Origin of the sequence: Kribbella sp. NPDC004875 (assembly GCF_042873375.1) — a bacterium.
Taxonomy (GTDB): Bacteria; Actinomycetota; Actinomycetes; order Propionibacteriales; family Kribbellaceae; genus Kribbella.
Window position 1 is genome coordinate 466,711 of the sequence record NZ_JBIALI010000002.1, and the last position, 23,607, is coordinate 490,317.

General features: G+C 69.2%; 19 protein-coding genes. 14 read left to right on the forward strand and 5 right to left on the reverse strand.

What is annotated here, in order from left to right; genetic code table 11:
- Position 1 precedes the first annotated feature (1 nt).
- Positions 2-763 carry an SDR family NAD(P)-dependent oxidoreductase gene (locus ACFYRH_RS13305; protein WP_387773002.1) on the reverse strand — a complete coding sequence of 254 codons (762 nt, stop codon included), beginning with the start codon at positions 761-763 and terminating at the stop codon, positions 2-4.
- The gene (locus tag ACFYRH_RS13310) at positions 760-1,185 is read right to left on the reverse strand and encodes a nitroreductase/quinone reductase family protein (protein WP_387773005.1); all 426 of its coding nucleotides are present in this window, start codon (positions 1,183-1,185) and stop codon (positions 760-762) included. Before ACFYRH_RS13310 ends, ACFYRH_RS13305 begins: the two co-directional genes overlap by 4 nt.
- Before the next feature lie 87 nt (positions 1,186-1,272).
- On the opposite strand from ACFYRH_RS13310, the gene ACFYRH_RS13315 reads away from it, so the two are divergent.
- Positions 1,273-1,836: a TetR family transcriptional regulator gene (locus tag ACFYRH_RS13315; RefSeq protein WP_387773008.1), complete on the forward strand. Its 564-nt coding sequence runs from the start codon at positions 1,273-1,275 to the stop codon at positions 1,834-1,836.
- A 21-nt stretch (positions 1,837-1,857) separates the two neighbouring features.
- Here the strand turns inward: ACFYRH_RS13315 and ACFYRH_RS13320 are convergent, their stop codons facing one another.
- Together ACFYRH_RS13320 and ACFYRH_RS13325 are read right to left on the reverse strand one after the other, a co-directional pair.
- Positions 1,858-3,018 carry a cytochrome P450 gene (locus ACFYRH_RS13320; RefSeq protein WP_387773011.1) on the reverse strand — a complete coding sequence of 387 codons (1,161 nt, stop codon included), beginning with the start codon at positions 3,016-3,018 and terminating at the stop codon, positions 1,858-1,860.
- Positions 3,015-3,650 carry a hypothetical protein gene (locus ACFYRH_RS13325; RefSeq protein WP_387773014.1) on the reverse strand — a complete coding sequence of 212 codons (636 nt, stop codon included), beginning with the start codon at positions 3,648-3,650 and terminating at the stop codon, positions 3,015-3,017. The genes ACFYRH_RS13320 and ACFYRH_RS13325 overlap by 4 nt, the downstream gene beginning before the upstream one ends.
- An 84-nt stretch (positions 3,651-3,734) precedes the next feature.
- Here ACFYRH_RS13325 and ACFYRH_RS13330 point away from each other — a divergent pair, with 84 nt between their 5' ends.
- The 13 genes from ACFYRH_RS13330 (at position 3,735) to ACFYRH_RS13390 (ending at position 21,377) form a co-directional block, all read left to right on the forward strand.
- Complete coding sequence (locus ACFYRH_RS13330) at positions 3,735-4,352, forward strand: TetR/AcrR family transcriptional regulator (protein WP_387773017.1); 618 nt, start codon at positions 3,735-3,737, stop codon at positions 4,350-4,352.
- Between the two features lie 150 nt (positions 4,353-4,502).
- Entirely contained in the window at positions 4,503-6,185 is a 1,683-nt protein-coding gene (locus ACFYRH_RS13335; protein WP_387773020.1) for an ATP-binding cassette domain-containing protein, read from the forward strand.
- 65 nt (positions 6,186-6,250) lie between these two features.
- Positions 6,251-8,047 (forward strand): ABC transporter ATP-binding protein, encoded by a 1,797-nt coding sequence (locus tag ACFYRH_RS13340; protein WP_387773023.1) that lies wholly within the window; start codon positions 6,251-6,253, stop codon positions 8,045-8,047.
- Complete coding sequence (locus ACFYRH_RS13345; protein WP_387773026.1) at positions 8,044-9,807, forward strand: ABC transporter ATP-binding protein; 1,764 nt, start codon at positions 8,044-8,046, stop codon at positions 9,805-9,807. The genes ACFYRH_RS13340 and ACFYRH_RS13345 overlap by 4 nt, the downstream gene beginning before the upstream one ends.
- A 357-nt stretch (positions 9,808-10,164) precedes the next feature.
- A complete protein-coding gene (locus ACFYRH_RS13350; protein WP_387773029.1) occupies positions 10,165-11,745 on the forward strand; it encodes an ABC transporter substrate-binding protein in 1,581 nt (526 codons plus the stop codon).
- On the forward strand, positions 11,742-12,668 hold the full coding sequence (locus tag ACFYRH_RS13355; RefSeq protein WP_387773032.1) for an ABC transporter permease: 927 nt from the start codon (positions 11,742-11,744) through the stop codon (positions 12,666-12,668). Before ACFYRH_RS13350 ends, ACFYRH_RS13355 begins: the two co-directional genes overlap by 4 nt.
- Entirely contained in the window at positions 12,661-13,566 is a 906-nt protein-coding gene (locus tag ACFYRH_RS13360; RefSeq protein ID WP_387773035.1) for an ABC transporter permease, read from the forward strand. The genes ACFYRH_RS13355 and ACFYRH_RS13360 overlap by 8 nt, the downstream gene beginning before the upstream one ends.
- On the forward strand, positions 13,563-14,561 hold the full coding sequence (locus ACFYRH_RS13365) for an ABC transporter ATP-binding protein (protein ID WP_387773038.1): 999 nt from the start codon (positions 13,563-13,565) through the stop codon (positions 14,559-14,561). The genes ACFYRH_RS13360 and ACFYRH_RS13365 overlap by 4 nt, the downstream gene beginning before the upstream one ends.
- Positions 14,561-15,577, forward strand: a complete 1,017-nt coding sequence (locus ACFYRH_RS13370; RefSeq protein WP_387773041.1) for an ABC transporter ATP-binding protein — start codon at positions 14,561-14,563, stop codon at positions 15,575-15,577. The genes ACFYRH_RS13365 and ACFYRH_RS13370 overlap by 1 nt, the downstream gene beginning before the upstream one ends.
- Before the next feature lie 29 nt (positions 15,578-15,606).
- The gene (locus ACFYRH_RS13375) at positions 15,607-17,436 is read left to right on the forward strand and encodes a hypothetical protein (RefSeq protein WP_387773044.1); all 1,830 of its coding nucleotides are present in this window, start codon (positions 15,607-15,609) and stop codon (positions 17,434-17,436) included.
- Between the two features lie 45 nt (positions 17,437-17,481).
- A complete protein-coding gene (dapB, locus tag ACFYRH_RS13380) occupies positions 17,482-18,228 on the forward strand; it encodes a 4-hydroxy-tetrahydrodipicolinate reductase (RefSeq protein WP_387773047.1) in 747 nt (248 codons plus the stop codon).
- Positions 18,229-18,264: 36 nt separating this feature from the next.
- The gene (locus tag ACFYRH_RS13385) at positions 18,265-18,708 is read left to right on the forward strand and encodes a hypothetical protein (protein ID WP_387773050.1); all 444 of its coding nucleotides are present in this window, start codon (positions 18,265-18,267) and stop codon (positions 18,706-18,708) included.
- Positions 18,709-18,863: 155 nt separating this feature from the next.
- Entirely contained in the window at positions 18,864-21,377 is a 2,514-nt protein-coding gene (locus ACFYRH_RS13390; RefSeq protein ID WP_387773053.1) for an ATP-binding protein, read from the forward strand.
- A gap of 400 nt (positions 21,378-21,777) precedes the next feature.
- Here ACFYRH_RS13390 and ACFYRH_RS13395 read toward each other — a convergent pair whose 3' ends face one another.
- Positions 21,778-23,490, reverse strand: coding sequence for an alpha/beta hydrolase (locus ACFYRH_RS13395; protein WP_387773056.1), 1,713 nt, complete (start codon positions 23,488-23,490; stop codon positions 21,778-21,780).
- Positions 23,491-23,607: the final 117 nt, after the last annotated feature.

The following is a 23,607-nucleotide window of genomic DNA, read 5'->3' on the forward strand; positions in this document are numbered from 1 at the left end:
GCTACAGCAGCGCGCCACCGGAGACCTCGAGGCGCTCGCCGGTGACCCAGCGGAGGCCGTCCGAGGCCAGAGCGGCGATCGCGTCGCCGATCTCCTGCGGATCGCCGACCCGTCCGAGCGACGTCTGCGCGGCGAGGGTTTCGCGGAGCCCGGCGTCGTCCCGCATGGCGCCGCTGTTGAAGTCGGTGGCGCTGGGCCCGGGAGCGACGGTGTTGATCCGGATGCCGCGCGGTCCGAGCTCGGAGGCAAGGCTCCGGGAGAGTACCTCCACGGCGGCCTTGCTCGCGGAGTACACCGACGTTCCGGGACTGATGTGCCTGGTCAGCGACGTCGAGACGTTGATGATGCGGCCGCCGTCGCCGAGCAGCGGGACGAGGGCCTGGATCACGAAGAACGTCCCGCGAAAGTTGGTGCCGACGAGCTCGTCGAAGGCCTCCGGAGTGACATCCTCCAGCCGTCCGAACAACCCGATGCCGGCGTTGTTGACCAGCACGTCCAGCCGCGAGCTGCCCCACCGCCGGCGCAGCGTGGTGGCGAGCTCGGTAGTGAAGGTGCCGAAGGAGCCAACGTCGCCGATGTCGAGACGCATCGCGAACGCGTCCCCGCCCGCGGCCCGGATCTCCTGCACAGTGCCGGCCGCGGCGTCCGCACCGCTGCGGTAGGTCACCACGACCCGCGTGCCTTGAGCGGCCAGGGCGAGTGCCGTACTGCGGCCGATACCCCGGCCCCCGCCGGTGACGAGGGCGATTCTGCGATCTGTCATTCTCCAGCTCCTTCCATGAAGTCGACGCGAACCAGCGGGCTGCCCGCCATCCATTCCTCGAGCGGTCGCACCGGCTGGGGGATACCGGCCGGGTTCCACGGCTGGTTCAGGTCGGCGATGATCGCGCGGAACACCTGCTCGCGCAGCCCGGGATCGCGCACCGGCGTACCGATCGCGGACAGGTCCGCGCGCACACCGTGCTTGAGGTGGAACGTGAACGCGGGGTTCTTCAGCAGGTTCGCGAACCAGCTGCGCCGCGCCGGCACCGTGCTCAGGTAGATCTGCCCGTCGACCCGGTAGAACCACACCTCGATCCGTCGCGGCCGGCCGGTCCGTGCCCCGGTGGTGGTGATGTCGATGGTGCGTTCCCACGAGCGTGACGCCGGGGTGATCGCGAGCGCCCGCCGTATCTCGCTGTTCATGGCACACTCAATAAGTAAGTATTCATTTACTTGTAGACTAGGTCCCGCACCGAGCACTGTCAAAGACCGCACCGGACGGGAGGGTCGATGAGCCCACGGGATGCCCAGGCCACCAAGGCGCGCATTCTGCGTACCGCCGTCGTGGAATTCGCCCAGCATGGGTACTCCGGCGGCCGGATCGAACGGATCGCCCGGGACGGCGAGACGAACGTGCGGATGATCTACGCCTACTTCGGCAACAAGGACGGCCTGTTCGACGCGGCGCTGACCAGCGCGATCCAGTCGATGGCCGCCGCGGTCCCGCCGCGACCTGAGGATCTTCCGGCCTGGGCCGGCGATCTGTTCGACTACCACCAGCGCGAGCCGGCGGCGCTGCGCATCAACATGTGGGCCCAACTCGAACGCCCTCAGGCCGCGTCCGAGCCGCTGGAGAGCTATCTCGCGAAGATCTCCGCCCTCGCCGATGTGGGAGCACCGCCGCTCACGGTGGTCGACCTGCTGGTCCTGATCTACGCAATGTCGCAGGCCTGGTACCTGACGCCGGTCGGCCTCCTGAAGGCGGACGGGTCCGATCCGGAAGACCCGGAGCGGATCAAGGCCCACCGTCAGGCCGTCGTCGCAGCCGTCACCCGTTTCGCGGGGCCATCCTGACATCGCGGCGCAGTACGTCGATCAGTTCTGTGATGACCCCCCACGCCCGTCATCCAGTCTGATCGGCAGGGTTTGGTAGCCGCGGAGGACGAGGCGGTCGCGGCGAGTGGGTTCGCCTGTTGGGGCGATGGTGGGGAAGCGTTCGAGCAGTCGGGGGAACGCGATCGTGGCCTCGAGCCGGGCGAGGGTGTTGCCCAGGCAGATGTGGGCGCCCGCGCCGAAGCTCAGCGGCTTGTTGTCCGCTCGCCCTGCGTCGAAGCGGTCGGGATGCGGGAACCGTGCCGGGTCCCGGTTGGCGGCGCCGAGCAGCAGGACGAGATTGCTGCCCGCGGGGATCGGTGTGCCTGCGACCGTCCGGCCGTCGCGCGCGACGCGGGTCGTGACCTGCACGGGGGAGTCGTAGCGCAGGACCTCCTCGACGAACGCCGCGGGATCGGTCAGCCGATCCGGTTGGTCGATCAGGATCGCGAGCCCGTTGCCGAGCAGGTCGGTGGTGGTCTCGAAGCCGGCGACCAGGAGCAGGATCAGGTTGGCGAGCAACTCCTCGTCGGAGAGCCGCTCGTCGCCCGCATCCCGAGCGGCGACCAGAGCACCGACCAACCCGTCGGCAGCGGGATCTCGGATGCGGTCGGCGAAGTACTCACCCAACTCGCGCGCGGCCGCGTCGGCGGTGGCATCCGCGGTGTCGGTGAGCTCGAGGGCCGCGGTGAGGTTGGAGGCGAGCGGCCGGAAGCGATGGCGGTCGTACGCCGGGACGCCGAGCAGCTCGCAGATGACCGTGACCGGGAGCTGGAACGCGAACCGGTCCATGAAGTCGGCCTCGCCCGGGAGACCGTCGAGCAGGTCGTCGACCGCCGCTTCGACGACCGGTCGCAGAGCGGCCACGCGGCGAGGGGTGAACACCTGGGAGATCAAGGACCGCATTCGTCGGTGGTCGGGAGGATTGGTCCGGAGGATCGATCGCTGCATCAGATCCAGCGCGGGCCGGGTCGAAGGCTCTGACGGGATCTCGAAGATCGGGCTGCGCAGTACGTCGTCGACGGCGTCGTACCCCACGACCAAATAGGCGTCGTCGGCGATTGGCAGCACGGGGCCGAGCCGGTGCGCGGCGCCGTACAGCGGGAACGGGTCGGCGCGGCCGGCCGGGGACATCAGCTCCTGGAGGATCTCGAGTGCCGTCATGCGCGGCGGCCGATCAGGAAGTAGCCGACCGCGTACAGCGTCGCGCCGGCGACCTCGAAGAGCTGGATCAGGCCGAAGCGCGGTCCGGCCGTGAAGATGAACAGACCACCGAGCGTGTAGGCGACCGCGCCGACCCCGAGCAGTACGCCGGCCAGTCGCAGCCCGTGGCGGCTCAGCGTCCAGCCGAGCCAGACGTAGCCGAGCGGGAAGATCAGCAGGGCCGGGAACACGATCAGTGCGGCCGGTGTGTCGAGGTCGGCCGGCTGGTGCACCACACTCGGCGCGTACTCCGCGCGGACCGGGTTGTGCGACCCGTCGAAGATGATCAGGGCGAACCAGAACAAGGTGCCGGCCAGGGCGGCGTACCAGGAGCGCAGGTCGCGGCGCCGCGTCAGCTGGTTGCCCAGTGCAATCATGCTGGCGAGGCAGACGACTTGCAGCCCGAGTCCGAGGGCCTGGATGTCGTGGGTCAGCCCGTACCGCTCGCCGACCGCCGCGATGCTCCAGCCGTCGCGGGCCGGATGCAGCAGCGTTCCGAGCCAGAACAGCGGACCGCCGGCGAATGCGGTCAGCCGGGCGGTGCTGTGCAGGGTCCGGCGCAGGCTGGTCGGCGTGGGCAGGGTTTCGGTCATCGGGGACCTCCTGAAGCTCTCACTAGAGTGAGCCACTAGCGAATCACTAGTGAGGCGCTCTAGTCAACGGCTATGCTGGCCACCATGGCGCGACGAGCGGACAAGACCCAGGCGAATCGGCAGCGGATGCGGGCGGCGGCGCAGGCGTTGTTCACCAGCAAGGGGTACGCCGCGACGTCGATGCAGGCGATCGCCGACGAGGCGGGGATGGCCGTGCAGACGCTGTACTTCACCTTCGGCACCAAGCGCGCGCTGCTCAGCGAGCTTCTCGACGTAGCGGTCGCCGGCGACGACGAGCCGGTCCCGACCCTGGACCGGCCGCGGGTGCGAGCGGCGATCGCCGATCCCGACCCGGAGGCGCAGTTGCGCGCGCAGGCGCGACTGGCGAGGGAGATCTACCAGCGGGTCGCCCCGGTGTTGCAGGTCGTCGCGCACGCTGCGACAGCCGATGCCGAGATCCACGAGCTCTGGGAGACCAACAACGCCCAGCGGGCCGTCGTGATGGAACAGTTGATCGCCGCGCTCGCGACCAAGACGCCCTTGCGCGCCGGGCTCGACACGGCGGAGGCGACCGACGTGGCTCTCGCCCTGCTCAGTCCCGAGGTCTACCAGTTCTTCACGGTACGTCGAGGTTGGGCGGCCGACCGCTGGGAGAAATGGACCGCGGACGCGCTCGTGACGCAGTTGCTGCCGGATCGGTAGAGTGGCGGGACTGCTTCACAACGTGATCTGCCACTGGATCCCTGGACGCACGGGCAAGGCTCGCTTGCTGGGATGACACGCATTTTGCGCCTCAATCCGCGTCGGAGCACCGGCGTGGATCCGGCTGCTCCTGTGTGAAAGAGGATCCCTGTGCTGGATGCGTTCCGTACTGCCCGCGATTCGCTCACCGATGCGGTCCGGGTCGCGCCTGGGTGGCTGGCGGCGTACTCGTTGCTGCAGCTGTTGCTCGCGCTGCTGCCTGGTGTGCAGGTGGTGTTGATCCGCGACCTGATCGAGAGTGGCGAGACCTGGCGGCCGCTGCTCGGGCTGACCGTGGTCGTCGGGTCGATGTATCCGCTGACGCAGGTGTCGAACGCCGTCGGCCAACGGATGATGTTGCGGCTGCGGCTGCACCTGCGGGTCGAGCTGGCGCGAGTCGCGGCGCGGTTGAGTCCGAACCGCCTGGCGGATCCGGAGGTGGTTCGGGACCTCGAGGCGAGTCAGACCGCGACGCATCCGATGAGCGATGTGGCGGGGAAGCCCGTGCAGGTGCTGAGCGCAGCCGCGACGTCGGTGGTGCTGTGCGTGGCGATCTCGTCGATCAACGTGCTGTCCGGAGTGCTGGTCCTCGCGGCGCTGGTGCCGACGGTGCTCGCGTTCACGTTGATCTCGCGGATGGAGGAGCGCGGCTGGCCGCGGGTCGGGGAACACGAGCGCGCGGCGGCGTACGCGACCGAGCAGCTGATCCAGCAGCGACCGGGGACCGAACTGGCGGTGCTCGGCTCCGGCTGGAAGGTGGCCGAGCTGATCGCCAAGAGCCGCGCGCGGGCGACGGACGTCCTCGATCGGATGATTGCGATCGCGATGTACTACGAGTTGGGTGCCGCCGTGCTCACGGTGCTGTTGTTCGGCGGAGCGTTGGTCGCGCTGGTGGCAGGTGGAGCGACCGGGGGAGCGGCGGCCGCGGCAGTCGCCGGCACGATCACCGGCCTGAACGCGATCCGCCAGTGTGGGTACGCGTTCGGCAGCATCGTCACCACGACCCCGCAGGCGATGATCTATCAGCGGTTCGTGCACGCGGCGCCGGCGCCGCAGCAGCAGCGCGTCGTGCCTGAGGTCGGTTCGGTCGCCTTGGAGCACGTCAGTTTCAGCTACTCGGGGAAGCCTGCACTGCGGAAGGTCTGTGTGCAGGCTCGGCGGGGCGAGCTCGTCGCGCTGGTCGGGGTGAACGGCGCGGGCAAGTCGACCGCGGTCAACCTTCTCGTCGGCGGGCTGACTCCGGACTCCGGCCGGGTGCTGATCGACGGTCAGGATGCGAGCGAGCTGAGCGAGTCCGAGCGCCTCGGGCACTTCGGCCTGCTGGTGCAGGAGTTCGGCCGTTTCGAGTTCACCTTGCGGGACGCTGTCGGTCTCGGGGCGCCGCACCCGGTCAGGGACCACACGATTCGCGCGGCGCTCGCCGGCACCTTTGCCGCGGACCTGCCGCTCGACACCCAGTTGGGGCAGCAATGGAGCGGTACGGGCATCTCCGGCGGTCAGTGGCAGCGGCTCGCGCTGGCGCGGATCCGGTTGCGGGACGCGGGAATCTGGATCCTCGACGAGCCGACGTCGGCGATCGACGCCGAGGCCGAACGCGAGATCTTCGCGGAACTCCGGCGTACCAGCGCGGAGCGGATCACGATCGTCGTGTCGCATCGGGCCTGGACGCTACGGGAGATGGACCGGATCTACGTCATCGACAACGGCTCGGTCGTCCAGGAGGGCACGTACGCCGAGCTGATGGCCGAGCCCGGTGGCCGCTTCGCCCGCCTGTTCGCAGCACAGCAGGAGTGACCACTCAGCGGTGGTAAGTTGGCTGGCCCTCGCGGTGCCGGCAGACGAGATCGAAGGCGGTGGTCATGGCAGTCGGTGCCGGACTCCGGCGATTCGCCTCCATCGCCTGGCGAGCGGGCAAGGGACTTTCGGTCCTGACCGCAGTGTCGATCGCGCTGTCAGCCGCCGCTCCGATCGGGACCGTGGTGGCGATCGGGCAGGTCGTCGCCAGCGTTTTGGCGGCCACGGGTCTCCACCGCGCGGTGACCTGGGCCGGCGTCGCGGCCGGATGCCTGCTGCTGCAGTGGCTTGCGGGTGCGTTGCAGCGGGCATCCGCGACCGCGCTCGGCGAGCGCGTCGATGCGCTGTTGCAGCACGACCTGATGCGAGCCGTGTCCGCGCCGAGCGGCGTCCGTCATCTGGAGGACCCGGCGACGGCGGTGCTGGTGGAGGTCGGGCGCGACACGCTGAGGGCCGACTGGGCGCGTCCCGGCCGGCTGGCGAGCACCGCCGGTGGCCTGGCGACCGGCCGGGTCATCCTGCTGGCCTCGGGAGTGATTCTCGCCGGGTTTCACTGGTGGCTCGGTGCGGGTCTGCTCGCGGCCGGCCTGTGGGCGGCGTACGAGGACAAGGTGGCGTCGCGGACCGAGGCCGGGCACCATTACGGCGCGACGGAGTCGGCGCGCCGGATGCAGTACTTCAACGATCTGGGAACCACGCCCGCTGCGGCCAAGGAGATTCGCCTCTTCGGACTGCCGGACTTCGTCGTCGGCCGCCATGGCGAGACTTGGGCAGAGACGATGCAGCATGTCCTGACCCGACCCGGTCGTCGTCCCGCGCTGGCGACCGCGGCGCTGGGTGTGGTCGTGCTGGGCGGGATCGTCCTGGTGGTTCGCGAGGCGATGGCCGGACATCTCCCGGCCGGCCGAACCGCGACGTACGTCCAGACGTTCATGGTCGCGCTGGCCGGCATCCAGCAGTCGTCCTGGACCGGCTTGCAGACCGAACTCGCGCTGGCGACGCTGCAGCGCTACGACGACGCGATGGACGCGGTCGCCCCGGCAGCCGAGCCCGCGGACCGTGGCATCCGGCCGGCCGAGGGGATGCCGAGGCGAGAGATTGCCTTCCGCAACCTTTCGTTCAGCTACCCGGCAACGGATCGACGGGTACTGCGTGATCTCGAGCTCGTGATCCCGGCCGGGCGATCGCTCGCGGTCGTCGGCGCGAACGGCGCCGGGAAGACCAGTCTCGTCAAGCTGCTCTGCGGTCTGTACGAACCGACCCAGGGGTCCGTGATGATCGACGGCGCCGACCTGCGCGAGCTCGACATCGACGACTGGCGACGCCGGCTGGCGGTCGTCTTTCAGCAGCCGTTGCGGCTGCCGATGTCGGCGTTCAGCAACGTCCGCTTCGGCAGCGTCGACGCGGCGCCGTCCCTCGACGTCGCGCAGCGGGCGGTCGAGCGGGCAGGGGCGACGAGCGTGGTCGAGGCCTTGCCGAACGGCTGGGAGACGGTGTTGTCGTCCGAATTCGAGGGTGGTGTCGAGCTGTCGGGAGGCGAGTGGCAGAAGCTCGGTCTCGCGAGGGCGCTGTACGCCGTACAACAGGGAGCGTCCGTACTGGTCATGGACGAGCCGGCCGCGCACCTCGACGCCCGTTCCGAGGCGGAGCTGTACCGGCGCTTCCTCGACCTGACCGCGGGTCTGACGACGATCCTGATCTCGCATCGCTTCTCCACGGTGCGGCAGGCGTCCTCGATCGTGGTGCTCGACGACGGCCGGGTGATCGAGCAGGGATCGCATGACGAGTTGCTCGAGCTCGACGGAACCTATGCGCATCTGTTCCGGCTCCAGGCCGCTCGCTTCGACGGAGGCCAGGCATGAAGTCGTGGGTCGCCACTGCCCGCCTGCTGATCGGGCTCGGCTGGGAGATCGGTCCGGGACTGTTCCTGCTCTACACCGCGGTCACGATGTCGACCTTCATCAGCCCGCTGCTCCTCGCTCTCGGGGTGCGGCCGCTGGTCGACGGCGTGGTCTCGGGGGAGCCGGGGCAGATAGTTGCCGGTGGCATCGCCGTCGCCGTCGCGCTGTTCTTCGTGCTGGTGGCGCCGATCGGCTATCGCTGGGCAACGATCCGGATGCGCGAGCGATCCAGCTTCGTCTCCGAGCGGCGGGTCCTGCGGCTGGCCGCCGAGGCACCGCAGATCGAGCACTTCGAGCGGCCGCAGTACCTGGACCGTCTGCAATCGCTGCGGCGGGAGGCGCCCGAGCTCGGCGACAGCGTGACGTTGCCGTTCATCGGCCCGCTGGTCGTGGCCCAGTTGGCGATCAGCACCGTCTTGCTGGCGAACCTCGAGCTGGTACTCGTCGCGCTGCCGTTGGTCGCCGTACCAGCGCTGTGGCTGAGCCGTCGTGCGGAGAAGCTGCGCCGGAGATCCGAGCTGGAGGCGGCGCCGCAGCGGCGACTCGCGCAGCAGCTGTTCATGCTGTCGGTCGCCCCGTCGTCGGCGCAGGAGATCCACGTCGCCTCGCTCGGCGACGAGCTGCTGCGTGAGCATCGTGAAGCGGCCGGGAAAGCGAACCGAGTCGTCCACTCCGCGCTCTTCAGATCCGTCGCGATCGGGGCCGCCGGGTGGTCGCTGTTCCCACTCGCGTACGTCGCCGCGATGGTGATCATCCTCCGCGAGGCGGTCGCCGGACGCGCCACCCCTGGCGACGTGGCCCTGGCGCTGGCCCTCGCCGGCGCGGTGGTGAGCGCAGCGAACCGCATCCTCGACCTCGCCGGGTCCGTACTGCGCGTGCGCACCTCGGCCGAGCACTACCTGTGGCTCGAACACCAGGCTCGGCGAGAGCCGGGCACCGCGCCCGTTCCGGATCGCCTCGTCCACGGCATCGAGGTGAAGCAGGTGACCTTCGGGTACGGCGCAAACGATCGCCTCGCGCTGCCCGGCACCGATCTGCTTCTCCCCGCCGGACAGACGGTCGCCATCGTCGGCGAGAACGGCGCGGGCAAGTCGACCCTGGTCAAACTCCTCACCGGCATGTACCGCCCCGTCTCAGGTGAGGTGCTCGTCGACGGCGTCGACCTCGCCTCGATGGACATCGAAAAGTACCGGCAGAAGGTCAGCGCCGGATTCCAGGACTTCGTCCGCTATCAGCTGACCGTCGGCGAGGCCGTCGCGGTCGGCGGGCTGTCCGAGTCCCCGGAGCAGGTCGGCGTCGCACTCGAGAAGGCGGACGCGACCTTCGTCGAGGACCTGCCGCGCGGCGCCGACACCCAACTGGGTACGTCGTGGCACGACGGCGTCGAGTTGTCGGGCGGGCAATGGCAGAAGCTCGCGATCGCGCGGGCGCTGGTCCGGCCGGCGCCGCTGCTGATGATCCTGGACGAACCGAGCGCCTCGCTCGACCCGCAGACCGAGGCGGCCCTCTTCGACCGCCTGGCCGAGGAGGCACAGGCCGGTCGCGCCGACGGCCGGATCACGTTGCTGATCTCACATCGCTTCTCGACGGTACGCGCCGCGGACCTCATTATCGTGCTCGAGAACGGTCTGGTGACCGAGCAGGGTACGCATGCGGAGCTGATGGACCGGGCCGGAACCTACGCGGAGCTCTACAGTCTGCAAGCGGCCGGTTACCGCTGAGCTGGCCCGATCGCCGACCGTCGGGTGCACCAACCACAGCACGCACGGGCGCGGACACTCAGCGCACCCGCCGAAGTGCGCAGCTGTGAACAACCGCACGGTTTTGCCGTGATCTGACCTGTCATCTGATGACTCTCACGCATTGATCTGATTAAGTGAGGGTTCGGTCCGAATGTGGGGCCCGGTCGTCTGAGGTCTTGGCAAAGTAACGCTCGCGTTACGCGCCGCCGCTTTGTGCCTGACAACGTTGACATGCGCAGTTTCGACCAGCCACCATGACGCTTGATTCGCCCGCCTAGCGGCCCTCCTGCCGAGGAAGTTGGTTTGACCGTGCGACGTCTGACTGGGGTTGTGGGGGTGGCAGTCGGTCTCGCGCTGCTGCTGTCCTCCTGTGGTGACAACAAGAGCAGTAGCGGTAGCGGCTCCGGTAGCAAGAGCGAGACCATCGCGATCGCCGCCGACCCGCTGGAGTACATCAACCCGCTGAACGAGAACGGCAGCCCGGGGATCCAGATCGCGATGGCGATGTTCGCCCCGCTGGTCACGACCGATCCGGAGACCGGCAAGCTGCAGAACGTGATGGCCGACTCGGTCACGCCGGACAAGACCAGCCAGACCTGGACGATCAAGCTGAAGGCCGGCAACACGTTCCAGAACGGCCAGGCGATCACGGCCAAGGACTACGTCGACAGCTGGAACATGACCGCCGAGGGCTCGAACGGCTGGAAGAACAACGGCTTCTTCTCCAAGGTCGACGGGTACGACGCGCTGAACCCGCCGACTCCGGACGGCGCCACCCCGAAGCCGACCGCGGTGAAGACGCTGAGCGGCCTGAAGCAGGTCGACGACCTGACCTTCACGGTGAAGCTCAAGGTGCCGTTCTCGCAGTTCGGCCTGACCCTGCAGTACCTCGGCCTGGCTCCGCTGCCGGAAGAGGTGCGGAAGAACCCGGACGCCTACAAGCGCAAGCCGATCGGCAACGGCCCGTACAAGCTGGCCGCCGACTGGAACGCCGGTGACGACATCAAGCTGGCCAAGTGGGACGGCTACAAGGCCGGCCCCGCGCCGCAGGCCGACGCGATCACGTACCGGTTCATCCCGAACGCGGACACGGCGTACAACGAGTTCCTGGCCGGCAACATCGACTTCGTCGACGTGCCGTCGACCAAGGTGAAGAGCTTCAAGACCGACGCGCCGGACCAGTGGGTGACCAGCGTCAGCTCGGGCGCGAACTACCTGGTGATCCCGGCCTGGGACGCCCGGTTCAAGAACCCGAAGATCCGGCACGCGATCTCGGAGGCCATCGACCGCAAGGCGTTCGCCGACCTGGTCGGTCTGTCCGAGCCGGCCAAGGGCCTGGTCGCGCCGGACATGCAGGGCTACCGCGACAACGCCTGCAAGTACTGCGACTTCGACGCCTCCAAGGCGAAGGCGGATCTGGCGGCGGCCGGCGGTTTCTCCGGTGTCCTGAACATCAACTACAACACCACGTCGGCGACCGGTCAGATCTTCGCCGAGGCGATCGGCAACATGCTCCGGCAGAACCTCGGCCTGCAGGTGAAGTACACCGGCAAGCAGGGTTCGGAGATCACCGAGCTCGCCGACAGCCGCAAGCTGGACGGGCTGCGGTTCTCCGGCTGGGGTCACGACTACCCGTCGATCGAGGACTACCTGACGCCGATGTTCAAGTCCAACGGTGACGCGAACTTCGCCGGCTACGCCAACCCGGCGCTGGACGCCGTGCTGGCCAAGGGTGACGCCGAACCGGACCCGGAGAAGGCGATCAAGCTCTACCAGCAGGCCGAGGACATCGCGCTCGAGGACATGCCGCTGATCCCGCTGTACACCAAGTCGAACGCGTACCTGCACTCGGCCAAGATCGAGCCGCGCGTCTCGAAGTACGTCGGCGTCTCGGCACTCTGGGCCACTTTCAAGTGATCCGCTTCGTACTGCGCCGTGTGCTTGCGGCGATTCCGATCGGACTGGTCGTCACGCTGGGGGTCTACGCGCTCGTTTTCGCGATGCCCGGAGACCCCCTGCGGGAACTGGCCGGTGACAAACCGATTCCGGCCGCGGTACTGGCCGCCAAGCGCGCCCAGTTCCACCTCGACGATCCCTTCATCGTCCAGTACCTGCTGAGCATGAAGGACATCCTGACCGGGCACTTCGGGACGACGTTCGCCGGCGCCGACATCGCCGACCAGCTCCGGCTCCGGATCCCGGTCACGCTCAAACTGACGCTGCTGGCGAACGCCTTCCAGTGGACGCTCGGGCTGTTCTTCGGCATCTACGCCGGCTTCAAGCGCAACGGCCTGATCGACAGGTCGTTGCTGCTGGCAACACTGGTGCTGCTGGCGGTGCCGGGCCTGGTCGCGTACTTCGCGGCACAGTTCCTGTTCGGCGTGCAGCTGAAGTGGTTCCCGGTGTCGGGTGTGCTCGAAGGGTTCCCGCGGTCGTACCTGTTGCCGTCGCTGGTGATCGGCGTCCTCGGCTTCGCGGGCCTCGCCCGGCTGCTGCGGACGTCGATCGTGGAGACGGTGAACGCGGACTTCGTGAAGACCGCGCGGGCCAAGGGACTGGGGGAGCAGCGGGTGCTGTGGCGGCACATCCTGCCGAACGCGCTGCTCCCGGTGATCACGTTCATCGGGCTCGACCTGGCCGGCATGTTCGGCGGCGCGATCATCACCGAATCCATCTTCAACCTGCCCGGGCTCGGCCAGTTCATGTTCCAGGCGATCAAGCTGAAGGAGGGCGGCGTCGTCGTACTGCTGTCGACGCTGGCCTTCATCTCGTTCATCGTGATCAACCTGCTGGTCGACGTCCTGTACGGCGTCGTGGATCCGAGGGTGCGCAATGTCTGACGTCCAACAGATCTCCGCAGCCGTCGGCGCCGAGGCCCAGGAACTCGGCGACGGCCGCACGCTGTCCAACCGCGAGCTGCTGCGGGCGCTGCTGCGCAAGCCGCAGTTCGTGCTGTGCAGTCTGCTCCTGCTGCTGTTCTTCACGATGGCGGCGGTGCCGAAGCTCTTCACGTCCGTCGATCCGCGGTTCTGCGAGCTGGCCAAGAGCCGGCAGGGCCGCGGTCCCGGGCATCCGTTCGGCTTCGACATCCAGGGCTGCGACTACTTCGCCAACGTGATCTACGGTGCCCGGCCGTCGGTGCTGGTCAGCATCTGCGCGAGTTTCGGGGTGTTCCTGCTGGCCGGCTCGCTGGGCCTGCTGGCCGGGTACTTCCCCGGCTTCGTGGACGGGCTGATCTCGCGGACCGCGGACGTGCTGTTCTCGATCCCGGGCATCGTAGTGCTGATCGTGATCCTGAACTCGGTGCAGAACCGGAGCATCTGGATCATCGTCGGCGTCATCCTGCTGATCGGCTGGCCGGGTGGGATGCGGCTGATGCGGGCCACGGTGTTCTCGGTCCGCAACCGCGAGTACGTGCTGGCGGCCCGCTCGATCGGGGTGCCGCCGGTCCGGATCCTGCGCAAGCACGTGTTCCCGAACGCGATGGCGCCGCTGCTGGCGATGACCACGCTCGGCATCGGCGGCATGGTCGGGCTCGAGGCCGCGCTGACGTTCCTCGGGGTCGGTCTGCAGCCGCCGTCGATCTCCTGGGGCTCGCAGTTCGGCGTCGCGGCGTCGTACCGCGACACTCCGCACCTGTTCATCTGGCCGGCGTTGTTCATCTCCACGATGACGATCTCGTTCATGATCATCGGCGACTCCATCCGGGACGCCCTCGACCCGAAGCTGATGCGATGAAGAAGACAGGCGAAGTACTGCTCAAGGTCGACAACCTGTCGGTCGAGTTCGACACTCCGCGGGGTGCCGTGCGGGCCGTGGACGGGGTGTCCTGGCAGGTCCGGGCCGGGGAGACGCTGGCGATCCTGGGAGAGTCGGGGTCGGGCAAGAGTGTCTCGACCCAGGCGCTGACCGGGATCCTTGAGATGCCGCCCGGCCGGATCGTGTCCGGTACGGCGAAGTACCGCGGCGCCGACCTGATCTCGATGACGGTGAAGGAACGGCGCAAGATCGTCGGCGACCGGATCACGATGGTGTTCCAGGACTCGCTGTCGGCGCTGAACCCGGTGCAGTCGGTCGGGACCCAGATCGCCGAGTGCTACCGGGTGCACCGCGGGTTGTCCAAGCAGGACGCGATGAAGCGTGCCGCGGAGATGCTCGACCAGGTGCGGATCCCGGCCGCCGCGAAGCGAGTGCGGGACTTTCCGCACGAGTTCTCCGGCGGTATGCGGCAGCGCGTGATGCTCGCGATGGCGCTCGCGCTCGATCCCGACGTACTGATCGCCGACGAGCCGACGACGGCTCTCGACGTGACGGTGCAGGCGCAGATCCTGGAGCTGATCGCGGAGCTGCAGGCCGAGCGGGAGATGGGCGTCGTGCTGATCACCCACGACCTCGGCGTGGTCTCGGACGTCGCCGACAACGTCGTGGTGATGTACGCCGGCCACGTGGTCGAGCGGGCCGCGACGTCGGAGGCGCTGGAGCATCCCGTGCATCCGTACACCGAAGGCCTGCTCGGCTCGATGCCGTCGGCCGACCTGAAGGGCCGGGAGCTGCCGACCATTCCGGGAACGCCGCCGTCGCTGCGGGCGATCCCGTCCGGCTGCGCGTTCCGGACCCGGTGCCCGATCGCGATCGACGACTGCGCCACCGAGGTGCCGCCGTTGCTGACCGTCGGCCCGGGCCGCGATGCCGCGTGCATCCGGCGTACGACGCTCGAGAAGGAGGCGGTCTGATGCCGGAAGAGTTGCTGGTGGCAACGGATGTCGTGAAGCACTACGACATCAGCCCGGCGCTGAACTTCGGCGCCAAGACCCTGGTCCGCGCGGTCGACGGCGTCGACCTGACCCTGAACAAGGGCGAGTCGCTCGGCATCGTCGGCGAGTCCGGCTGCGGGAAGTCGACGCTGGTCCGGCTGCTCGCGGCGCTGGAGAAGCCGACGTCGGGCCAGATCGAGTACGGCGGCGTGGACGTCAGCAAGCTGCGCGGCCGCGAGCTGCGGCGCTGGCGGCGGAACGTCCAGGTGGTGTTCCAGGACCCGTACTCGAGCCTGAACCCGCGGATGCGGGTCGGCGAGATCGTCGCCGAGCCGTTCCAGGTGCACCCGGACGTCGCGAAGGGGATCGACATCCGCTCGCGGGTCCGCGAGCTGCTCGAACTGGTCGGTCTGCGGCCCGAGGACGAGACCAAGTTCCCGCACCAGTTCTCCGGTGGTCAGCGGCAGCGGATCGGCATCGCGCGGGCGATCGCGCTGAATCCCGACGTACTGCTGTGTGACGAGCCGGTGTCGGCGCTGGACCTGTCGGTGCAGGCCCAGGTGGTGAACCTGCTGATGCGGCTGCAGCGTGAGCTCGGTCTGAGCATCATCTTCGTCGCCCACGACCTGTCCGTCGTCCGGCACGTGTCCGACCGGGTCGCGGTGATGTACCTCGGCAAGGTCGCCGAACTGGGCGAGCACCAGCAGGTGTACGACGTCCCCGCGCATCCGTACACGCAGGCGCTGCTGTCCGCCGAGCCCGGTCTGGCCCGGCAGGGCCGGGAGCGGATCGTGCTGGCCGGTGACCCACCGTCGCCGGTGTCGCCGCCGTCCGGTTGCCGGTTCCACACCCGGTGCCTGCGGGCCGAGGCGAAGTGCGGTACCGACGTTCCGGAACTCCGGGAGATCGGGTCCGGTCAGACCGTTGCGTGCCACTTCGCGGAAGATGCGCAGAACGCTTACTCGACCGGTGTGAAAGAGCAGCGCGCGGGATAGCTGTCGAGTGATGGCCTAGGGTTGCGGCCGTGAGTACGGTTTCGCCGGCGGGCAGACGTTTCGTGCTGCTCGTCGGGGTGATCGCGATCGCCGGCGGCCTGGCCGTGTGGTGGATCGTCACCGCGGCCCGGGCCGCCCGCGAAGGATTCGACATCACCGACGAGGGGTACTACCTGCTCTCGTACCGGTGGTGGGACAGCAATCCGCTGGCGCTGACCGGCGTGCAGTACCTGTACGGACCGGTATTCGAGTGGTTCGGCTACAACATCGTCGCGCTCCGGATCTTCCGGCTGGCGACCGTGGTGATCGTCCATCTCGGCTTCGGCTACAGCTTCATGCGGTGGCTGCGCGGCCGGCGCCCGGGGATGCCGCCGACCAGAGCGTGGGAGCCGGCCGGGATGGCGGTCATCCTCGCCGCGGGCGGGATGTGTTACAGCTGGCTGCCGCAATCGCCTGGCTACAACGACGTTGTGCTGCTCGGCGCGCTGACCCTGGTGTCCTGCGTGCTCTGGATGGCGACAGCGGTCGATCGTGGTCGCCCGGTGCCGATCTGGGTGTTAGTCCTGGCCGGTCTGGTGATCGGCGTGATGGTGCTGGCGAAATGGACCTCGGTCGTGGTGATCGGGCTGATCGTGGTCACCGCGGTCGTCGTACTGGCCGGGGAGGGCCGGCGTGCCGTTGCCCGCGGCATCCTTTTCGCGCTCGGTGGACTCGGGCTGGCGGCGCTCGTCGTGCAACTGTTCGTGGTCCGGCTGAACGTCGCGGTGCCCGGGATCCTGACCGTCAACAGGTTCATCGCGGGTACGTCGTACTCGCCGGCGGAACTGCTGCAGCTCTACTGGACGAGCACCGTCAAGCTGTTCGGCCGGACACTGTCCGCGCACGGCCTTCTCCTGCTCGCGACCGCGCTGGCCGTCATCGCCCGCTGGCGCTGGCTCCGCATCGTGGCAGCCGTCCTCGCCGTGGTCGCGCTCGCCCTCTCGGTACGCCGGGTGCTCGTCCACGACGGCGCACTCGGCGGGTCGCAACACACCCCGATGTACGCCGAGACACTGCTGGCCGCCGTACTGGTTGCTGTTGTGGCCGCCGCCGGCGCGGTGCTCGCGGGTCGTTTCGGCGTGACGGACTGCTCGCGTCTGAGCCGGGAGAACCTGCGAACCTGGGTCATCCTCGCGCTGCTCGTGCTGCTGCCGTTCGTGCAGGCGTTCGGGACCAACACACCGCTCTACACGATCGGCTTCAACGGCTTCGCCGCCTGGGCCGCGGTCATGATCGCGGTACTGACCGGGATCTGGGCCACGCCGATCGCGGCCCGGGCCACGCTCGGGCTGGTACTGATGGGCTCGCTGGTGGTGACGGCGACGATCGCGTACACAGGTCTGTTCCACTACCCGTACCGTTCGGTCGGGCACTCGCAGTTGACCGCGCCGGCGACGCTGCCCGCGTTGCGCGGCCTGCGCCTCTCGCCGCAGGCCGAGCAGAACTTCAGCCGGCTCGCCTCCGACCTGCGCCCCTACACGGAGCCGGGCGGGCGACCGATACTGGCCTTCGACAAGATGGCCGGCCTGGTGCTGATCCTCGGCGGCCGCCCGGTCGGCGAGGCCTGGGTCGCGCCGCGGGAACGGGAACGGACCGCCGCCGGGATCGAGGAGGTCTGCCGCGACGGCCGCCCGTGGGACGGTGGGCGCCCGCCGTTGATCATCCTGAACCGGGCGATCTCGGACCTGGAGATCAATGCGCTGCACACCTGCGGGCTGGACTTCCACGCGGACTACGAACAGCTCGCCGCGGCGCGGCAGACGATCGGTCTGCAGGTGTGGATTCCGAAGGCCGAGCGGACCGTCCCGGCCGCCGGATGAGATCCTGTTCCTCGTTCGGACGGGTTCGGATCGGGAAGGGTGCGCATGATCAAGGTCGGTGTCCTGGGGGCCAGAGGCAGGATGGGCGCACAGACGTGCCTCGCGGTCGAAGAGGCCGCCGACTGTGAGCTGGTCGCCCGGCTCGACCAGGGGGACGATCTCGAGCAGCTGACGAAGGCCGGCGCCGAGGTCGTGGTCGACTTCACCCGGCCTGAGGTCGTGATGGACAACCTCGCGTGGTGCATCGAGCACGGCATTCACGCCGTCGTCGGCACCACCGGATTCGACGACGAGCGCCTGGCGACCCTGCAGTCGCAGCTCGCCGCGAACCCGGGGACCGGTGTCCTGATCGCGCCGAACTTCTCGATCGGTGCCGTGCTGATGATGCAGTTCGCCGCGAAGGCCGCCCGGTACTACGAGTCCGTCGAGATCGTCGAGCTGCACCACCCGGACAAGGTGGACGCTCCGTCCGGCACGGCCCGTCGTACGGCGGAGCTGGTCGCGGCCGCGCGCCGGGAGGCCGGCGCCGGGCCGATCCCGGACGCGACCACCACCGCGCTCGACGGGGCCCGCGGCGCCGACGTCGACGGGATCCGGGTGCACGGGGTCCGGTTGCGCGGCCTGATCGCGCACCAGGAGGTGCTGTTCGGGGACGAGGGCGAGACGCTGACGATCCGGCACGACTCGATGGCCCGGGTCTCGTTCATGGCCGGCGTCCTGCTCGGCGTCCGCAGCATCGGCAGCGCCCCCGGCCTGACCGTCGGCCTCGAGAACTTCATGGACTTGGCCTGACCCGCGGGGCCGGGCGAGGCGCGAGATGATGCAGCGATGACGGCCAAGCGGACCGCGTTCGTCCTGGCGGCGGTGTTCGTCGCGTACGCCGGGTTGATCGGCTGGCGCGGCGTCCTGCTGATCAAGGTCGGTACGCCGGTCTCGGTCGTGCTCGGGCTCGCCGTTCTGGTCATCCCGCTGATCGGTGCGTACCTGGTCTGGCGCGAGATCCAGTTCGGCCGGCAGACCGAAGTACTGGCGCGCGAACTGGAGGCGGCCGGTGGGCTGCCGGTCGACGATCTGCCGCGCCGGCCGTCCGGACGGGTTGACCGGGCCGCTGCGGACGAAGCCTTCGGGAGGTACCGGGCCGAGGCCGAGGCAGCGCCTGACGACTGGCGGGTGTGGTTCCGGCTGTCGACGGCGTACGACGCCGCGGGGGACCGCAGGCGGGCCCGCGAGACGATGCGGAAGGCGATCGGGCAGCACGACGCGGCGTCCTGACCCCCCGCGACCTGTCTGGACCCGCCGTGAGTTCCCTGGGAGTTCGCTGTGAACCGCCCGAGATGACTGACAAGCCGCCGCCGGACGGGATACCTTCGGACCGAAGGTACGTGGCAACCGCCACGTAAAGGTCGGAGACTGGGTGGGGCCGTCCTGTGCCGACAGACGGGTCTCGCCGCGGCTCGGACGACGTGCAGGTGGCCGGGTTCGGTGGCTTGCTGCGTCGGCACCGGCGAGAGGCCGGGCTGTCGCAGGAGGCGCTGGCGGAACTCGCCGGCCTGAGCGTCGACGCGATCGCGGCCTTGGAGCGCGGACGCCGGCGGGCGCCGCGAGCGCACACGCTGCGCTTGCTCGCGGACGCCCTGCGCCTGCGCGAGGCTGACCTGTCCGTGCTCACCGCGGCTGCCCGGCAGGAGACCGACCCCGGTCGTCCACCGATGCGGCAGCCACCGGCGCCGACGAACGAACTGATCGGGCGGACGACCGAACTGACCGCCGCGAGCCGCGTGCTCGGGCAGCGAATCACGCGTTTGCTCACGGTGACCGGCCCTGGCGGCGTCGGGAAGACGCGCCTCACGATGGCGGTCGCCGCAGAGGTCGCGGACGCGTTCCCGGACGGCATCTGCTGGGTGCCGCTCGCGAACCTCACCGACGCGGCGGCCGTCGTCCCGGCGCTCGCGGCATCGATCGGACTGCACCCGCTGGAGAGCACCCGGCTGGTCGAGGAGATCGCCGAGCGGATCGGTCGCGGCACGATCCTGCTGGTGTTCGACAACTGCTCGCACGTGGTCGCGACGGTCGGACAGGTCTGCGCCGCGTTGCTCGAATACTGCCCGAACCTCTCGATCCTCGCCTCCAGCCGCGAGCTCCTGCGACTGCCGGGGGAGAGCGTGTACGTCGTACCCGCGCTCGGACTGCCGCACGACGACGAGGTGGAGTCGTCCGACGCGGTCCGGCTGTTCGTCGAGCGGGCCAGTGCGCGCGGCTACGACCCGACCGGCGAGCTGGACCAGGTCGCCCGCGTGGTACGCCGCCTGGAGGGCATGCCGCTCGCGATCGAGCTCGCCGCGGCCCGGACCAACGTGATGACGATCGAGGAACTCGCCACGGAGCTCGAGACCTCGTTCAGCATCCTGGCCGGCGGCTCGCGCACCGCGACGCCGCGCCAGGCCTCGATGTACGGCGCGATCGAATGGAGCCACGCGCTGCTCACTCCCGCCGAGCGGGACGTGTTCGCGCAGCTGTCGGTCTTCGTCGGCGGGTGGACGCTCAACGCGGCCGCCACGGTGATGTCCGGGCGGACCGACCCAGGGCCTGAGGAGCGGGCCGCGGCGGTGGACCTGATCGGACGGCTGGCGGACAAGTCGCTGATCCGGGTGATCCGGCGCGGCGGCGTCGCGCGCTACTACATGCTCGCCGTGATCCGCGAGTTCGCCGGCGACCGGTTGCGGACCGCCGGTCATGCCGAGGAGGCAGCCGGCCGGCACGCGCAGTTCTACCTCCGGCTGGCGGAGGAGTCCGAGGAACACCTGCGTGGCCCGCGGCAGGGGGAGTGGCTCGAACTGCTGGAGCGCGAACTCGACAACCTCCGGGCCGCGATGGCGTGGGCGCTGCGGACCAATTCGGTCGCCCAGGCCCTGCGCCTGGCCAGCGGGCTGTGGCAGTTCTGCTACCTGCGCGGGCATTACGCCGAAGGAAGCCGGTGGCTGGAGCGTGCCTTGGCGCTCGGGGACGAGATGCCGCCCGAGGTGATGGCCGACCTGTCCGATGCCTGCGCCAAGGCGAACCTGGGCGCAGGCACGCTGGCCTTCCTCCAGTGCGAGTACGACGTGGCGACCGAGCGGTTGCAGACCGCGTTGCAGCAGTTCAAGGACCTCGGCGACAAGGTCGGCACGGCGCAGGTCCTGCAACGCCTCGGCGGCGTGGCCCGCGAACGCGCCGACTACGAGGCCGCGGAGGACCTGCACTGCGAGAGCTACGACCTGTACGAGAGCCTCGGCGACCGCGCCGGGATGGCATCCGCGCACAACCATCTCGGATTCGTCGCCTGGCTGCGCGGCGATCTCGAGGTCGGCGCCCGGCGTTGCCGGCGCGCCCGCGACAGCTTCCGGGTGGTCGGTGACGGCGAAGGACTCGCCTGGTCGCTGATCAGCCTCGGCGCCATAGCGCAGTACGGCGGTGAACTCATCGAGGCCGAGGACCTGTTGCAGGAGGCGCTCGCGCTGTCGCAACGGCTCGGCTACCGCGAGGGCGTCGCCTGGTCGCTGAATCAGCTCGGCATCATCGAACGCCGCCGCGGTCTGACCGAACGCGCCGTACATCTGCTCGACGAGAGCCTCGCCGAGCATCGCGACCTGGGAGACCGGTGGCGGTCGGCCAGTGTGCTCGAGGAGCTGGCCGCGGTCGCGCAGCACCGGGGCCGCAGCGAGTACGCCGCGTTCCTGCTCGGGGCCGCGGACGGCGTGCGCGAGGTGATCCAGGCGCCGGTGCCGGCGATCGAGAAGGCCGACTGTGAAGCCACCCGAGCCGCGGTCGAAGCGTCACTCGAACGGCGGGACTTCCGGGTCGCCTGGTCGGCCGGCCGGGCCGCGCCGTTGGCGGCGGTCGCCGACGGCTACCCGCCACCGGGTCCGAGACCCGCCGCGGGCTGGACCCGCGATCCCCTCTAGCAAACCCGGCGCACCGTGCGCATGCCTCGCGGAGCACCACGACCTGGGGGATCGACGATGCCCCGCGAGGGATCTGAAGGCGCGGTTCGTGATGCGTGACCCGGCCGGCTGTGTCCTCTGTCTGACCCCCCAGGCAGTCCCCCCACCCCACAGCCGGCCGAAGCCACGTCGGCGACGGCACCGTCATCGAGCCCTCCCAGTCGACGACCGGTTCCTCCGCGCTGACTCAAGGTTGCCGTGATCACACAGCGTCGCACAGGGACGGAACCCTGACATCGCCCTGACAAATTTGTCCTGACAACGAAAGCGCCGGGCCGGATTCGCCCACGGTGACCGGATTCTTCCGGTGCGTAGGGAAAGAAGCGGCCGGATTCAAACGCTCGGCCGGCCGGATTTCCCGTCAGGGCAGATATCCGGAAATAGCTTTTGTGAATCCGGCGATCTTTCGTAAAGGAGCACCGTGCGAGTATCCGGTCAGGTCGTCGAGTCCGGGCTGTTCGCGGTCCGGCGCCGGGATTCCGGTGCCGCGGCAGCTGGCGTCCTCGGCCGGCGCGACGCCGGTGGTGAGGAACGTGTTGACGATCCGGTCCGCGCACGCGTTCACGCCGCCGTAGACACCGTGGTCGCCCTCGTTCGTGACCGTGAGCAGACGCGACCCGGCGTACCGGCTGTGGGCCGCGGTGGCGAGGCCGTAGTTGGTGGCCGGGTCGTGGACGGATTGCACCATCAGCGTTGTGGGCAAGCCTTTCCCGGTGGGTGTCGGCATGGTGAGGTTCGGCCGGTCCCAGTAGAAGCAGGGGTTCTCGGTCATCGTCCAGCCGACCAGCGGGAAGTGCGGGCCGAGACGGGCGGCCAGCTGCTCGCCGTACTCGCGGCCCTGCGGCCAGGCTGTGTCGTTGCAGGTGATCGCGGTGAAGGTGGCGTCCTCGGCGTCGTCCGCGCCGACCGTCCGCAGGCCGACCGGGGCGCGGTTCGCGCGCTGCACGAGCTGCCGCTGGCGGGCCGTCGAGAGGGCGTCGACGCGGCGCTGCGCGGCCTGCGGACCGCCGTGTTCCTGGGCCGCGGAAAGGTCCCGGAGAAATGCCAGGTCGACCGCCAGGGAATGGAAGTCGAGCTTCGAGTACATATCCTCGGTGACCATCTGGTCCAAGGTGTTCTGGTCATAGGTGACCTGGACGCCGGCGTCCATGAACTCCTCGGTCGCGGGCCGCTCCTTCAGCGACCGTCGTAACCGTTCGTAGGCACGGACGACCTCGCCGGGTGACGATCCGAGGTGCAGCTGGTCGTCGTACTTCGCCGCCCAGGTCGCGAAATCCTCGCGGAACCGGCGCTCGAACGCCTGCGGCTGGCCGGCGAAGGTGTCCAGCCAGGTGCTGGTGAAGTCCGTGTTCGAGTCCAGGACGAAGCGGCCGACGTGGTCGGGGAAGTAGGTCTGGTAGTACGCGCCGAGCCAGGTGCCACCGGAGTACCCGACGTAGTCGATCGTCTCGAAGCCGAGGAGCCGGCGGATCAGGTCCATGTCCTGCACGGTCTGCGCCGTGGTGATGTACGGGAGCAGGCCGCGCGACTGCCGGTCGCAGTACTGCTGAGCCATTTCGGAGGCCTCGGAGATCAGGGCGCGGTTCGCGGGGTCGCGGTCGCGGGCATCCATCGTGTAGCCGGGGCTGCCGTCGCAGCTGACGTTCGAGCTGCCTCCGGTGCCGCGCGGGTCGAAGCCGACGGCGAGGTGGTCCTTGGCGAGCGGCGCCTGGCTGGCCAGGTACGGCGCCATTCCGAGGCCGGCGCCGCCTGGGCCGCCCGGGTTGCCGAACACGACCCGGCTGGGCTTGGTGCCCGTGGCGGGCGCGACCTTGCTGACCGCGATCTGCAGGTCGTTCCCGGTGTACTGATTGGCCCAGTCGCGCGGGACGGTGATCTTCGCGCAGTACGTGCGGAGCTCGGTGTCACCGCACGGGATCCAGCGCGGCTTCTGGTCGAGGTACTTGTTCGCGACCCGGTGCGGTGCGTCGACGACGGTCGCCGCGTTCATCGACGCGGTCGCTCCCGAGCCGGGAACGACGAGGACGGCGACTGCGGAAAGCCCTAGGCCGACGGCCAGGGTGAGGTACTTCATGCAGACTCCAGCGGATGGCCTTGCGTGATCGGACCGTGACAATCTGTCATGTCGCCCAGGCGCGGTCGAGCACCACCCCCGGCTCGTCGCCGATCACCAGCCTGCTAAGGCGTGCCT